This is a genomic window from Rathayibacter rathayi, from assembly GCF_004011095.1.
In the GTDB taxonomy this organism is placed as follows: Bacteria; Actinomycetota; Actinomycetes; order Actinomycetales; family Microbacteriaceae; genus Rathayibacter; species Rathayibacter rathayi.
On record NZ_CP028129.1, the window covers coordinates 2,480,550 to 2,495,555 of the forward strand.

Below are 15,006 nucleotides of genomic sequence, written 5' to 3' on the forward strand. Positions count from 1 at the left end.
GCTCGGAGCCCGACGGGTATCGCGACGCCACCCTGTTCGATCAGGGGGTACGCAATACTCTGGTTTTTCGTGAGTTTAGCGCGGAGGCCATTTTTTGCCTCAATAAAGTACAGCTCACCGGATGGTGTCCGGGCGAGGATGTCGACGCGTGTTCTGACTCCTCCGGCGATGATCGTGATCTCGGTTCCGACGAGGGTATCGCCGCGTGCTTCGAGGGCTTCGATGGAGGCTTGGACGCCTCGTTGGCCTTTCGCGACGAGTGCGGCGCCGGTGAGGCGTGGGCGGACGGGGGTGAGGGGGGATCGTCGAGGCGTGTGGTGGGGATGTCTGTGCCGAGGCGGCGGGTGGTGGCGCTGCCGAGTCCGCTGGCGGCGCCGGTGGCGGCTCCTCCTGCGGCTCCTGCGGTGGTGGCGCCGAGGAGTCCGGTGGGGGTGTGGGGGCCGGGGCTGGTGAGGTATTGGGCGGCTTTGGAGACGCTGCCGTCGGCGGTGTTGGCGATCACTTCGGCTGTGAGGGCGCTGGCGCCGGCGCGGTAGGCGAGGGCTTCGGCGCCTCCGCCGAGCGCGCCGACGGCGGAGTCGATGCCGACTTGGCCCCAGTTGACGCTACCGGTGGTGGCTTTCTGGGTGGCGACGGAGATGCCGCCGGCTAGGAAGGCTCCGGATGCGGCTCCGGCGAGGGCCATCCCGGCGAGGGTGCCAACTCCGGTGAACATCAGGGCGACGCCGATGGCGACGAGGGCGCCTGCGGCGACGTATTCCCCGTTGTTGGACCACCAGTCGCCGGCGGCGGCGAACGCGCCGTTGTTCCCGTCGCGATACGCGCGCAGGTCCGCGTCCGACACCGGCCGCAACCCCGTCGGGTCCACGGCGTGGAGGGGGTCGTTCCCGGCGTAGGAGTAGGGGTTCCCTGACCAGCCTGCGCCGGTCACCGCCTCCAGCGGATCCACGGTCAGGAAGCCCCGAGTCCCCGGATCGTAGGTGCGGTGTCCGAGCCATTCCAAGCCCGCGATGGAGAGGCCGCCGTTGGCGGTCAGGCCGATCCCGGCGGGCAGGTCGAGGCCGGGCGGCAGGCCCGTGTCAGGTCCGACCGTGCCCCACGGATCCTCCGCGGTTGTCGCGCGGTCGGCTCGCCACCCGGCGCTGGTCCAGGTGTCGCCGATGCCGGTGACGCCTCCCGGGGTGGCGAGGATCGGGGTGTCGCCCACGGTCAGTAGTGCGGGCGCGGAGGAGGCGGTGTCCCACCACGTCGCGGCGCCGTTGATGGTGGCGAGTTCGCCGAGGGTGTCGACGTGCAGGGTCGTGGTGGACGTTTCGTCGGTGACGGCGTCGAGCCAGCCCGCGGCGCTCCAGGCGTAGGAGCGCTGGCCGCCGTCGCTGTCGGTGACGCGGGTGCGGCGGCCGAGGCCGTCGTAGAGGTATTCGATGCGGGTGCCGTCCTCGCGGGTGGTGGCGAGGAGTTGGCCTGCGGCGTCGTAGTTGTGGGTACTGGTGCGGCCGTCGGGGGTGGTTTCGCGAGTGAGGCGTCCGCCGGTGTCGTACCCGAACGTGGAGGTGCCGGCGTCGGTGCGGGTTTCGAGGAGTTGCTGGGCGTTGTCGTAGCGGTAGTCGACGCCTCCGCTGGGTCCGTCGAGGCGGGTGATGCGGCCGTCCTCGTCGCGGGTCACGCGGGTCAGCGACGTCCCGGTGCCCGCTGCTGTCCCGGTGCTGTGCTCCGTGATGAAGCCGTCGCGGTGCTGCCAGGTCTGAGCGATCCCTCCGGCGGTCGAGGCGATCAGGTGTCCGGCGGCGTCGTACTCGAAACTCGCGCGGCCCAGGCGGGGGTGTTCGATCGCGGTGACTCTGCCGGTGCTGTCGCGTTCGTAGCGGGTGCGGGTGCCGTCGGGGCCGGTGACGGCGGTGCGGTGGCCGGCGGCGTCGTACTCCCAGGCGAGGCCTTGGCCGTCGCGGGTGCGGCGGAGGAGTTGGTCGCGGCGGTTCCAGGTGAGGGTGTGTTCGAGGGGTGCGCCGGGGCCGGTGTGGTCGGTGATGACGGCTTGGCGGGCGGGAAGGTCGCGGCGGGTTTCGGAGAGCAGGCGTCCGTCGGCGCTGAGGCTGGTTTCGCGGCCGGCGGGGTCGTAGGTCCAGGAGAGGCGGTGCCCGTCGGGGTCCTGCTGCCAGAGTTGGCGGCCGGCGGGGTCGTAGCCTGCGGTCGTGCTGCGGCCGAGGGGGTCGGTCGCGGCGACGGCGTGGTCGGCGGCGTCGAAGGTGCGCCGGGTGATGCCGCCGAGGGGGTCGATGATGACGGTGTTGCGGCCGCGCTCGTCGTAGTCGTAGCGGGTGATGCCGCCGACGCCGTTGACGGCTTCGACGAGTTGCCCGGCGGGGTCGTAGCGGAACCGGCGGGTGCCGTGCCAGCAGTCGCGGGACCACACGACGCGGCCGAGGAGGTCGTAGCGGTAGCGGGCGGTGCCGCGGCCGGGGGTGTGCCGGGCGGTGAGGCGGCCGGCGGCGTCGTACTCGCTCCAGCCGGTCTCCCCGGTGGGTCCGGTCCAGCGGATCTGGCGCCCGTCGGCGTCGTACTCGAGCGTGGTCGAGGCGCCGGCGGGGTCGGTGACGGCCGCGAGGCGCCCGCACCGGTCGTACTCGAACCGGGTGCTCGCGCCGGAAGGAGCGACTTGCTCGATCACGCGGCCCGCGGCGTCGCGGATCAGGCGGGTGAGGCCGCCTTCCTCGTCGACGAGTTCCACGGGGCGTCCGCACCGGTCGTAGACGGTGAGGGCCGTGGATCCGTCCTGCGCCTCGGTCGCGATGGGCCGGCCGAGGGGGTCGAAGCGGGTGCGCGAGGAGGCGGCTCCGTCGGAGACGGCGGTGGTGTGCGGGTCGGTGAACACCGTGGCGCGGGAGCCGGTCGGGTCGATCAGGGCGCTGAGCGCGCCGTCCGCGTCGTACTCGCGGCGCCAGAGGTGGCCGGCGGGGTCGGTGGTCTCGGTCAGGCGGGAGAGCGCATCGTACGCGAACCGCCAGGAGTTGCCGTCGGGCAGCAGCGCGGCCGAGACGTTCCCGAGGTCGTCGAACTCCCGGGCGATCGCGCGGCCGAGGGGGTCGATGGTGCGGACGACGGCGCCGTGTTCGCCGTGCTCCATCACGGTGCGCGCGCCGAGCGGATCGACGATCGCGCCCAGGCGTCCGCCTGCCTCGTATTCGTAGCGCCAGGTCGCGCCCAGCGGGTCGCGGCGGGAGGCGAGCAGGCCCGCCGGGGTGTAGCGGTACTCGGTGCGCGCTCCGGAGGGGGACACCGCGGCGACCACCCGGCCCGCCTGGTCGCGCAGCAGCCGCGCGGTGTTCCCGTCCGCGTCGGTCGTGCTGATCAGATCCCCGAACGGGTCGTAGCCGAGACGGACGCTCACCCCCTCCGGGTCGGTGACCTCGACCAGCAGGCCGTCGTCCCAGGTCAGCTGGGTGCGTCCGCCCTCCGGGTCGATCACGACGCTCGGGGAGCGGTCCACGTCGGTCGCGTACTCGTAGCTGGTGACCCCGCCCTGCTCGGCGATGAGGGTCATCACCCGGTCGAACTCGTCGTAACCGCGGGTGATGTCCGCGCCGGAGGGAGTCTTCGTGCGCACCAGCCGGCCGCGCGCGTCGTAGGCGTGGGCGGTGACCGTTCCGTCGCGGCCGGTCGCGGAGAGCAGGTTCCCGGCGGCGTCGTAGCTCATCGACTGCCGCCGCCCCGCCGGATCGAGGATCCCCACCAGGCGGCCCCGGGCATCCGAAATCCAGGTGTTCGACCGGGATCCGTCCGCGTCCGAGACGACCGTCGCCCGGCCGGGCAGATACGCGTACCGGGTGGTGCGCCCGAACGGCGACGTCTGCGCCAGCACCCGCCGCTTCGCGTCGTAGCGGTTGCGGACCTCGACGACTCCGCCCGCGTCCGTCACCGACTCCAGCAGTCCGTCCGCGTTCCACCCGTACCGGCGCGTCCCGCCCGGGGTGGCTGCCGCGACCAGGCGTTCAGCGTCGTACTCGTACTCCACCCGGCGGCCGTCGGAGGCGTGCGCGACGACGATCCGCCCGCCCGACCACTCCAGAGCCACCCACCGGCCCCGCTCGTGCACCAACCGCGTCAGCGCGCCGTCACCGTCGTACTCGACGTCCACCCGCGTCCCCGGGCCGCTGCTCGCCGACAGCCACTGCCCACCCGCCGTGAACAGCCACCGGGAGCCGTCGTTCCCCGACACCACCAGCTTGTCGCCCTCCGGACCGCTCTCGCGGGTCAGCCACCGGCTCTCGCCCACGGCGCGGTCCCAGCCCTCGCCCTGGCGAGGGAACACCACCTCCCGCCCATCCGGGAGCACGAAGGTCGCGCCGTCGTCCTCGACCCGTAACCGCACCTGCGCCACCGAAGACCAGCCCGCACCGAACGCCCCCGCACGCTCATCGAGGGAGTTGTAGGTCCGCTCCCACCGCAGCGAGCCCGCGCCGCCGGGGAACCCCAGATCCACCTCCGTCTCGAGGAAGTTCCCCGTGCCCGTGTTCACCGGATCATCCGCGTACCCGGACGTGGGCGGCGCCCCATACGCCTGCGCAGCAGTGATCGTGATGTCCTCCCGCGACAGCGCCACCCCCGCCGACCCCAGCGCGAGGGCCAGCGCACTGTCCGCGTCCAGCGACCCCCACCGGCACTGGTCCGCGAAATCCGTCAGCAGTCCCCGCAGCTGTCCCGGACGCTCCCGCAGCTCGTCGTTCGCCGCCGACGACGCATCCGCGAACACCCGCAGATCCTCCGGCCGCGCAGACGACGTCCCCCCACCCATCCCGCCGCCACCCGGCGCCGGAGTCTGACGCGCCCCCACCGCCCCCTGCTCGATCGGGATCGACACCGGATCGGCCGCAGGCCCCACCGGCGGATCCTCCTCGCCGAACAACGCCGCACCGACCTGCTCGAACAGGTTCCGGGACTCCTGCTCCCGCTTCCACTCCCGCGCCAGCACCCGCCGCTCACCAGTGGCCGGGCTCGTCCGTTCCGAGCGGATGTCGCGCTTGCCGAGCGTCGAGAACCCCGGGCGGAACTCGAGAGCGGAGCACACGTCGCGGCGATGCGACGCGCCCGGGCTGCACGAGCACGGGATCAGCAAGAGGGGATCGTGAGATTCGCTCGGACGACTAGGCGACTGCCTGGTGGAGGCGGCGCGATCCGTGCCGGAATGCGCCACTCATCGGACGGCCGAAGTGCGGACGTCCGTCAGGGCGCGAGAACGCAGAAGTCGCGGTAGTCGAACGCGACTACCGCGACTTCTGGAGGTTCGGGGCCGAGAGCACGGGGGCCGAGAGCTCGCGGGTCAGGACTCCGTGTCGACGAGCGAGTCCAGGTGCGCTAGGTCCTCGGCCGAGATCGAGAAGTCGACGTCGGCGTTCTCGACGATCCGCGAGGGCGTGGTCGACTTCGGCAGCGGCAGCACGTCCTTCTCGAGCAGATAGCGGATGCAGAGCTGCGCCACCGACTTGCCGTACTTCTCGGCGATCCCGCGGATGTCGGAGTTGTCGAGCAGGCCGCCCGTCGCGAGCGGCGAGTAGCCCTCCACGAGGATGCCGTGCTCCCTGCAGTAGGCGGTCGTCTCGTCCTGGGTGTTGCCGACGAACCAGCGGATCTGGTTCGCGTGCGGCACCACGTCGGTCGCCGCGATCAACGACTCCAGATCGGCGACCTCGAAGTTCGAGACGCCGATGGCGCGGGAGCGGCCGGCCTCGAGGATCTCCTCCATCGCCTTCCACGCCGCGATGGTGCCCTCGCGATGGTCGGAGCCCCTGTCCTGCCACGGCCACGGCGCGTGGATGAGGTAGAGGTCGACGTGGTCGAGTTCGAGCGCCGCCATCGTGGTCTCGAAGCTCGCCTTCGCGCCCTCGTCATCCTTCACCTCGGCCGGGAGCTTCGTCGTGACGAATACCTCCTCCCGCGGGACACCGCTGTCGCGCAGGGCGCGGGCGACGCTCGCCTCGTTGCCGTAGGCGCGCGCGGTGTCGATGTGGCGGTAGCCGGCCTGGAGCGCCGCGGTCGTCGCGTCGTACGCCTCGGGGCCGTCGGGGATCTGCCAGGTGCCGAACCCGATCTTCGGGATGGCGACTCCGTTGGACAGCGTGAAGGTGTCGGTCAGGGCGGGCATGTCTCTCCTCATCACTTCGTTTGGTCGTACCGTGCCACGCTAAGCCGGCCGCGGCGCCCGCACGGCCCCCTTGCGCCGGTCGGGTTCGGCGCTCTGCGTCAGCCCTTGAACGCCCCGTCCATGATCCCGGACACCATTCGGCGGCCGACGAAGAAGAAAGCGATCAGCAGCGGGAGAGTGGCCATGAACGATCCACCCATCGCCAGGGCGACGTCGATCGAGCGGTTGGCCTGCAGCTGCTTTAGCGCGATCTGCACCGTGAACAGCTCCGGCGACTTCAGGACGATGAACGGCCACATGAAGTCGTTCCAGACCGCGGTGAACGTGATCAGTCCGAGCACAAATGCCGCGGGGCGGACCACCGGAAAGGCGATGCGCCAGAACAGCTGCCACGAGTTGGCGCCGTCGATGCGGGCGGCCTGAATCAGCTCGTCGCTGACCGTCGTGGACATGTGCTGCCGCATCCAGAAAATGCCGAAGGCACTGGCCAGACCCGGCACGATGATCGCCTGAAGGGTGTCGACCCAGTCGAGCGCCGAGACGATCAGGTACTGCGGGATGATGCTCAATTGCGCCGGCACCGTCATCGTCAGCAGCACGATCAGGAACAGCAGGTTCCGGCCCGGGAAGTGCAGCTTCGCGAAGGCGAAGCCGGCCATTGCGCAGAGGATCGCAGAGAGGAAAGCGATGCTCAGCGACACGATAAGACTATTCAGCATCGAGGCGATGAACGGGACGGTGTCGAACACCTTCTCGGCGATTGCCATGAAATTCGTACCCGGATACAGGCGCGGCGGGATCGACGTGACGGCGGTCGCTCCGACCGACGCCACGACGAACATGTAGTAGAGCGGGAAGACCGAGACGACGACCGCGATCGCGAGGAACACGTACGTCGGCCAGCCGACTCCGCCGCCCTTGCCGCGCCGCTTGGGCAACGTCTTCGCGGTGTCCCCGGTCGCCACCGCGCGGGCCTGCGGGAGAGCCTGATCGATCACGTCGGACATCAGACGGCCGCCTTCCTGGTGCGGGTGGAGAGGTAGAAGTTGAGGAGGGAGACAAGGACCACGATCACAAACAGCACGACGCCGATAGCGGATCCGTAACCGAACTTGAACTGACCGAAGCCCTGCTCGTAGAGGAAGAGAGCCAACGTCTGGCACTGCCGGCCGGCGCCGCAGGTGAGGCCCGATTCGGGAGCCACCAGGAGCGCCTCCGTGAAGATCTGCAGACCGCCGATGGTCGACATGATCACAGTGAAGACGATGATCGGGCGCAGCGCCGGGATCGTCAGGTGGCGAAACTGCTGCCAACTGGACGCGCCATCGACCGAGGCGGCCTCGAACATCTCGCGGGGCAGCGACTGTAGGCCCGCCAGGTAGAGCAGGGTGTTGTAGCCGAACCAGCGCCAGAAGACCATCGTCGAGATGACGATCCAGGAGCCGTAGTTGGTGGCGAGGAAGTTGATCGACGGCAGTCCGAAGATGCCGAGGAACCAGTTGATCAGGCCGAAGTTCTTATCGAAGATCTGAGCGAACACGATCGCGGTCGCGGCGACGGACGTGATGTACGGCACCAGCAGAGCCATGCGGAAGAAGTTCGCCCAGCGCAGGCGCGCGTGGTTCAGCAGGTGCGCGAGGAACAGGGCGAACAGGAGCTGCGGCACGGTCGAGATGATAAAGATGCCGAAGGTGTTGACCAGTGCGTTCCAGAATCGCGAGTCGGCGAAGAGTTGCTGGAAATTCGCGATTCCGATGAAGGTCTGCTCGCCGATCGGGTTCCAGTCGAACAGCGAGACGTAGAAGGTGAACAGGAGCGGGAACAGCCCAAAGACGATGAAGATGATGAAGAAGGGCGCGACGTAGGCGTAGGGGGCGATCCGCTCCGAGAGGGAGTTGCGGATCCGCGCGGCTTTCTGGACCGGCACGCTGGGCTGCTTGCGCTGCTTGCTGGGTGGTGCTGCTGTCACCGTTGACACGGGAGTACCTCCGTCGAGAAAAGGGGGAGGGGCCCGGCGCCCAGGGCGCCGGGCCGCTCGAATGGGTGGGGCGATCAGCCGCCGATGGCCTGCTGGGCCGTCTCGAGGGCGGTCGACCACGCCTTGTCGGAGGTGACATTGCCGGCCTCCAGCTCGACGAGGGTGTTGAGCAGTGCGCCGTTGATCGGAGTCGTCTCGGGTCCGTTGTAGAAGGACGGGAACTGCTCGACGGAGGTCGCCATGACCTCGCCGATCTTCGAGTCGCCGAAGAACGGATCGGTGTAGGACTGGACCTCTTCGCTCGCGACCGCCTCGGTGGCGGCGGGCAGCGTGCCCGAAGCCTTGAAGTGGTCGGTCTGGCCCTCGGCCGACATCATCGTCTCGATGTACTGCCAGGCGGCCTCGGGGTGCTCGGCGCGGGCCGGAATGGCGATGACGCTGCCGCCCCAGTTGCCGCCGATGCCGGGGACGCTGGTGACCCGCCAGTTCCCGGCGGTGTCGGGGGCGTCGGTCTTGATGCCGGCGAGGATCCACGAGGGGGCGATCGTCACGGCGAAGGCGCCGTTCGCTCGGCCCGGCGCCCAGCCAGAGGACCAGGCGGCGATCCCGGCGCTGATGCCGGCGTCCTTGGTGTCCACGGCGATCTGGAATGCGTCCTTCACCTGCGGGTTGGTGTCGTAGACGAGCTCGCCGTCGGGCGAGTAGTACTTCTCCGAGACCTGGTTGACGGTGGAGAAGAAGACGCTGGTCTCGATGTTGTCGACGAACGGCTTGCCGGTCGCCTCGGTGTACTTCTTGCCGGTCTCGATGAAGGACGGCCAGTCCTTCCAGAGCTCGGCGACCTCGGCCGGGTCGGTCGGCAGTCCGGCTTGCTCGAAGAGGTCGGCGCGGTAAGCGAAGCCCAGCCCGCCGACGTCGGTCGGGACGCCGACGACGGAGCCGTCGTCAGCGGTCGCGGCGGAGGCGGCCCACGGCAGATACGTCGAGGCGACATCGTCCCCGCCCAGGGTGCGCAGGTCGAGGAAGTTCGAGCTGTTGGCGACGAACTGGGGCAGATCGTCGTTCTGGATCATGACCAGGTCGGGCACCTTGCCGCCGGCGAGCGCGGCGGTGAGGGCAGTCGCGGTCTCGGTCGTGCTGCCGACTTCGGAGAGCTTGATCTTCGCCTCGGGCATCTTCGCGAGGTATTCATCGACACTGTCCTTGGCATTAATGCCGGTGAAGGACCAGAAGGTGGCCTCGGCGTTCGGATCGTCGGAGGCGCCGCCTCCCCCTCCGGACGAGCACCCGGTCAGGGTGAGCGCGACTACTGCTGCTGCTGCGGCCACGGCCGTCAAGCTTCTTTTCACGACAATTCCTCTTCATTGGGGATTCGCAGGGGGTGAGGGCGGGCCTGAGAGAACGATCTCTTGGCGGCCAACCTAACCCGCCCGCGAGCGCGACGCAAGCGAGGACCGCCCTCCGCGAGATAACGATCTCCGCCTAGTATTCAAGGGAACTTTCGCAAATCGAATAGTTCCGGACAGCGGCCCGGCGCCGCCTGCGACTCTGGAGATCCACGCCCTCCCACCCGAGCACCGCGAGGTGGCGCAGGAGTCGGACTCCCCGTCAGAAGGAAGCAGCATGACTCGACCCACGCTGGTGGACGTCGCACAGGCCGCAGGCGTCTCGCGCGCCACCGCCGCCCGGGTGCTCGCGGGCGGCAGCAATGTCGATGTCCGGATGACCGCCGCGGTCGAGCGCGCCGCGAAGTCCCTGGGCTACGAGGCGAACAGCGCCGCCCGGATGCTCCGCGGGGGTCGCGCCGGGGCGATTGCCCTGATCGTCGCCTTCAACGAACTCGACAGCCTCACCGGCACCTTCTTCACCTCGGTGCTCAAGGGCGCAGCGAAGGGCCTGTACGCCGGCGAAGTCCAGCCCGTACTACTGCCCGCCGACCACGACGACGGCGATCGCATCCCCCGCTTCCTCCGCTCGCGAGCCGTAGACGGCGCGATCATCATCCTGCAGCACGAGATCACCCACCTCGCCCAGGCCCTCGCCGACTCCCCCGTGCCGATCGCCTGGGTCGGCCGCCCGCGTGTCGCACTGGCGGAAGACGCGATCGTCATCGACTCCGACAACTACGGAGGTGGCCGCCTCGCCGCCCGCGCGCTCGCCGGCTCCGGGCGCCGACGCCTGGGCATCATCGCCGGCCCGCACGACATGGAGCCCGCCCGCGACCGCATCCGCGGCTGGCGCGACGAGCTGACCGAACTCGGCCTCGACCACAGCCCGATCGTGCACGGCGAGTTCACCCTCGAGAGCGGATCCGCCGCTATGGCGCGCCTGCTCCAGCGCCACCCCGACCTCGACGGCGTCTTCGCCTCCTCGGACCTGATGGCCAACGGGGCGATCCGGGTGCTGCAGGCGTCCGGCCGCCGCGTCCCCGCCGACGTCTCGGTGATCGGCTTCGACGACGTGGTGATCGCGACCACCTCGGATCCGACCCTGACGACCATCCGCCAACCGCTGGAGGACATGGGCCGCGTCGCCGCCGAGACGGTCGTCGCCGTGGTGCAGGGCCGCCCCGTCGACCGGCAGCCGATCCTCGCGACGACGCTGGTGCAGCGGGAATCGGCGTGAGCGTCGGCACCCCGGCAGGAGTGAGCGCTGGCCGGGCCGGAGCGGGCCGTGGTGGCACGCCGCGAGCTGCACGCCGAGCTCGAGCGGGCACTCGGGCTGACCGCCCCGCTTCTCGGCGGGAGGCTGTTCCGAACCGAGGCTGAGCAGCGCGAGCAGGCGCTGATGGGCGGGATTCGGGGCTCTCGCCCTCGGTTACGGACAGGATGTCAGCCGACGCAGGTCGCGTCCGGGGCCCTCCACGGCTGGTCGATCCGAGCTAGCACCGGCACCGACGCCCGGCCAGGCCCTGCCCCGAGGGCATCGGGGGTCCGTAGCGTCGTCCGCGACCATCGACCCGCCGGGTCACGACGAGAAGACATGCGGTGAGCAGCACGAACGAGATGATCAGGAGCCACCCCGAGGAACTGCGCGGCGTCGATCCGGACGTGCTCGCCGAGTGCATCGACGCCTGCGGCACCTGTGCGCTGACCTGCACGGCCTGCGCCGACGACTGCGAGCAGGCGTGCGAGCGGCTGCTCGCCCAGCTCTCGCCGCGGTCACCGCACAACGTCAGCTGAGAGGCGGTCTCATCCACGATGGTGGATGAGGAGGTCTCTCAGCTGACGTTGCGTCGTGCCCTCCGGAGAGACAGTCGTTCACAGTCGCCGCACATATCGTTGAGTATCGTCCGGAGAAACAGGAGGTCATCATGAACGGATCGTCATCAACCGGCGCGTTCGGCACCGGCACACCCATCGAGAGCATCTGGCGCGCGATGGAGCAGGCCCGCTCCCGGATGGAGAAGCGCGTCGGCTCCCGCGTCGGCCGGGGGGATGTGCGCACCGCGGTGCTCGCACTCCTCGCCGAGCAGCCGATGCACGGCTACCAGATCATCCGCGAGATCGAGGAGCGCAGCGGCGGCGACTGGAAGCCGAGCCCCGGCTCCGTCTACCCGACCCTCCAGCTGCTGGCGGACGAGGGCCTCATCACAGCCGACGAGCAGAACGGCCGCAAGACCTACACGCTGACCGACGTCGGCCGCGCCTCGGTCACCGAGCACGGCACCTCGGCGCCGTGGAGCGACTCCGACCACGTCGACTTCGGCGCCCTGCCCAAGGCGGGCCTCGAGCTCGCCCAGGCCGCGGCGCAGGTAGGACGCTCGGGCACCCCCGAGCAGATCCGCAAGGCCGTCGCCGAACTCGAGGACGTGCGCCGCCGCCTGTACGCGATCCTCGCGCAGGACTGACCCGGGTGGCCTCGGTCAGCCCGGGTCCCGCCGCCCCGGGCCGCCGAGAGCGGGAGGACCGGCGGCGCTACCGCCGCATCCTCCGCTTCGCCGCGTGGCACCTCGCGGTCACCTGGTTCTTCGACCTGCTCCTGCCGCGGGTCGGGCTCGCACGGGTGGCGCTGCGCACCCGACCGGGCCGGATGCGGCGCTTCGCACGCAGCTTCCATGTGCTCGCCGTCGACCTGGGCGGCCTGATGATCAAGGTCGGCCAGTTCATGTCATCGCGCCTGGACGTCCTACCGCCCGAGATCACCCGCGAGCTGGAGGGGTTGCAGGACGAGGTCCCGCCCGTTGCGTTCCCACGGATCCGGGCGTTGGCCGAGGCCGAGTTGGGGCTGGTGCTCGAGCGCGCGTACGCCGGAGTCGAGGAGTCGCCGGTCGCCGCCGCTTCGCTCGGGCAGGCCCACCGCGCCCGACTCTCCCCCGCCGATGCCGCCGACACCGGCCATTCCGCCGCGATCATGAAGGTGCAGCGGCCCGGAATCGACCAGATCGTCGAGGTCGACCTCGCGGCGCTGCGTCGGGTCGGCGGCTGGCTCAGCCATGTGCGCCTGGTCTCGGACCGCGTCGACTCCCCGGCACTGGTCGAGGAGTTCGCGGTGACCAGCCTCGAAGAGATTGATTATCTGCAGGAGGCGGCCAACTCCGTCCGCTTCGCCGCCGACTTCGCGGGTGACGCCCGAGTGGCCGTGCCCGATGTGGTGTGGGAACGCACGACGCGCAGGGTCCTCACCCTCGAGGACGTCACCGCGATCAAGATCACCGACCACGCCGCACTGCTGGCCGCCGGGATCGAGCCGCGGGAGGTCGCTCCGGTCTTCGCCGCCGTGATGTTCGACCAGCTCTTCACCACCGGCTACTTCCACGCCGACCCACATCCCGGCAACGTCTTCGTCACGCCGACCCCCGGCGCCGAGCTGCCCTGGCGGCTCACCTTCATCGACTTCGGGATGATGGGCGAGGTGCCGCCGAGCACCCGCGCGGGCTTGCGCCGGATGCTGATCGCCGCCGCCTCTCGCGACGGCAAGGGACTCGTCGACGCGGCCCGCACGGTCGGCGTCCTCCTCCCCTCCGCCGACTCCCGCGAGCTGGAGCGGGCGTTGACGCAGCTGTTCGCCCGGTTCGGCGGGATGGGCTTCGCCGAGCTGCGGGAGGTGGATCCGCGCGAGTTCCGCGACTTCGCCGTGCAGTTCGGCGACGTGGTGCGCGCGCTCCCGTTCCAGCTGCCCGAGAACTTCCTGCTCGTGATCCGCGCGATGTCGCTGACCTCCGGCGTGTGCAGCGCGCTTGACCCGGCCTTCAACCTGTGGGACTCGGTCGAGCCCTACGCGCAGCAGCTGATCCGGGAGGAGCGCGGCTCCGTGGTGCAGGACATCGGCACGCAGGCCGTCGACACGCTCGGTCTGCTCTGGCGCCTGCCACGCCGCCTCGACGAGCTCGTCACTACCCTTGACGACGGCGAGCTCTCGGTCACCGTCCCCGCAATCGAGCGCCGGCTGGGCCGACTCGAGCGCACAGTCCGCCGGGTGATCTCGGCGGTGCTGTTCGCGGCTCTGCTCATCGCGGGGGCCGTCGTACGCCCGGACGATGGCGGACTCGGGACGGTGCTGATGATCGCCTCGGTGCTGCCGCTCCTGCACGCCCTGCTGGCCCGCGGTCCGCGCGGCTGACGCGAGGAGCACTGCCGCGAGGCGGGGTCCGGAAGCCGGATCAGCGTCCCGGGATCGTCCGATCGAACGCCACCAGGAGGTCACGGTGTGCTCGAGCATTCGGCAGCCCGATCTGGCGCTGACCGCTGGTGTGCGTTTGGCCTAAACCGCGGCCACGGAGGAGCGGCGGATCAGCCGCGTCTCCAGCTCCATGCGGGTCGCCGAGGCGAGCGGAGTCGCGGACCGGTGCGCTTGGTGCAGCATCCGAAAGGCGAGGGCGCCCATCTCGCCGATGGGCTGCTGGATGGTGGTCATCGGCGGGGTCGCCCAGGCCGACTCCTCGACATCGTCGAAGCCGATGACGCTGAGGTCACGCGGGATGCGCAGGCCCGCATCGTCGGCGGCCTCGAAGACGCCGAGCGCCATCACGTCGGAGCAGGCGAAGAAGGCGGTGGGCGCATCCGGCTCGGCGAGCATTGCGCCGGCGGCCTCGCGGGCCAGCTCGCGGTCCCAGTCGCAGTAGGCGACGCGCGGTTCGCCGACGCCGACCGCCCGCAGCGCGGTCGTGAATCCGTCGATCCGGGCGCTGCTGTAGAGCTGGGTGCGCGTACCGCCAAGGACGCCGAAGCGGGTGTGGCCCGCGGCGAGCAGATGCTCGGCGGCCATGCGCCCCCCGTCCCAGTTCGTCGCACCGACACTCGCCACGTCGGCCGGGGGCCGGGTGCTGGGGTCGACGACGACGACGGGTAGCTCTGCGGTGGTGAGAACATGCAGCTGCGCCGCCGAGACGTTGACCAGCACCACGATGGCGCCGAGCGAGGGGCGGCGGAGGAGGCGGCTGATCCAGGCCCCGTCGTCGCGGGCGCGGGTGAGCACCAGGTCGACCCCGGCGGCCGAGGCCTCGGCCTCGATGCCCTCGAGGACCGGGCCGATCCAGGTGCCGCCGATATGGCCGACGACGACGTCCACGATCTGGGCAGCGTGCGGGTCCTCGACCGGGGGTCGCAGCCTCGGTCGGCGCCGGTAGCCGAGCTCGTGCGCGGCCTCCATCACCCGCAGCCGCGTCGCCTCCGAGACGTCGGTGCCGCCGTTGAGCACCTTGGAGACAGTGGGGACGCTGGTCCCCGCGCGTCCCGCGATGTCAGCCATCGTGGGTCGGGGGGTTGCTCCGGAGACGTCGTCGAGGTCGGGCATGCGCCTACCGTAGCGGATCCAGACTTTCGCAACTACACCGGCAGGGGAACGGGTTGCTGCATCGGAGAAACGCGGTGCATTATGGTCGGACGCCGGGACCGCCGCGCAGAAGTTGCGCAAGTCTTGCTCGATGACGAACCGCGGAGTGATCCGC

10 protein-coding genes are annotated in these 15,006 nt (G+C 70.3%); 4 read left to right on the top strand and 6 right to left on the bottom strand.

Going from position 1 to position 15,006, the window contains the following annotated elements; all coding sequences use genetic code 11:
* Window positions 1-40 precede the first annotated feature (40 nt).
* The 5 genes from C1O28_RS11985 to C1O28_RS12005 form a co-directional block, all read right to left on the bottom strand.
* Window positions 41-5,065, bottom strand: coding sequence for a DUF6531 domain-containing protein (locus tag C1O28_RS11985; RefSeq protein ID WP_127821520.1), 5,025 nt, complete (start codon window positions 5,063-5,065; stop codon window positions 41-43).
* A 252-nt stretch (window positions 5,066-5,317) separates the two neighbouring features.
* On the bottom strand, window positions 5,318-6,139 hold the full coding sequence (locus C1O28_RS11990; RefSeq protein WP_097167868.1) for an aldo/keto reductase: 822 nt from the start codon (window positions 6,137-6,139) through the stop codon (window positions 5,318-5,320).
* Window positions 6,140-6,237: 98 nt separating this feature from the next.
* Entirely contained in the window at window positions 6,238-7,146 is a 909-nt protein-coding gene (locus C1O28_RS11995; protein ID WP_097167869.1) for a carbohydrate ABC transporter permease, read from the bottom strand.
* Window positions 7,146-8,117, bottom strand: coding sequence for a carbohydrate ABC transporter permease (locus C1O28_RS12000; protein WP_207759900.1), 972 nt, complete (start codon window positions 8,115-8,117; stop codon window positions 7,146-7,148). The genes C1O28_RS11995 and C1O28_RS12000 overlap by 1 nt, the downstream gene beginning before the upstream one ends.
* A 74-nt stretch (window positions 8,118-8,191) precedes the next feature.
* On the bottom strand, window positions 8,192-9,466 hold the full coding sequence (locus tag C1O28_RS12005) for an extracellular solute-binding protein (protein ID WP_127821521.1): 1,275 nt from the start codon (window positions 9,464-9,466) through the stop codon (window positions 8,192-8,194).
* Between the two features lie 274 nt (window positions 9,467-9,740).
* On the opposite strand from C1O28_RS12005, the gene C1O28_RS12010 reads away from it, so the two are divergent.
* The 4 genes from C1O28_RS12010 (at window position 9,741) to C1O28_RS12025 (ending at window position 13,679) form a co-directional block, all read left to right on the top strand.
* On the top strand, window positions 9,741-10,742 hold the full coding sequence (locus C1O28_RS12010) for a LacI family DNA-binding transcriptional regulator (RefSeq protein WP_097167871.1): 1,002 nt from the start codon (window positions 9,741-9,743) through the stop codon (window positions 10,740-10,742).
* A gap of 362 nt (window positions 10,743-11,104) precedes the next feature.
* Entirely contained in the window at window positions 11,105-11,299 is a 195-nt protein-coding gene (locus C1O28_RS12015; protein WP_097167872.1) for a hypothetical protein, read from the top strand.
* A 131-nt stretch (window positions 11,300-11,430) separates the two neighbouring features.
* The gene (locus C1O28_RS12020) at window positions 11,431-11,967 is read left to right on the top strand and encodes a PadR family transcriptional regulator (protein WP_097167873.1); all 537 of its coding nucleotides are present in this window, start codon (window positions 11,431-11,433) and stop codon (window positions 11,965-11,967) included.
* 5 nt (window positions 11,968-11,972) lie between these two features.
* Entirely contained in the window at window positions 11,973-13,679 is a 1,707-nt protein-coding gene (locus C1O28_RS12025; RefSeq protein WP_097167874.1) for an ABC1 kinase family protein, read from the top strand.
* Window positions 13,680-13,820: 141 nt separating this feature from the next.
* On the opposite strand, the gene C1O28_RS12030 is transcribed toward C1O28_RS12025, so the two are convergent.
* Window positions 13,821-14,852 carry a LacI family DNA-binding transcriptional regulator gene (locus tag C1O28_RS12030; protein WP_160487605.1) on the bottom strand — a complete coding sequence of 344 codons (1,032 nt, stop codon included), beginning with the start codon at window positions 14,850-14,852 and terminating at the stop codon, window positions 13,821-13,823.
* Window positions 14,853-15,006: the final 154 nt, after the last annotated feature.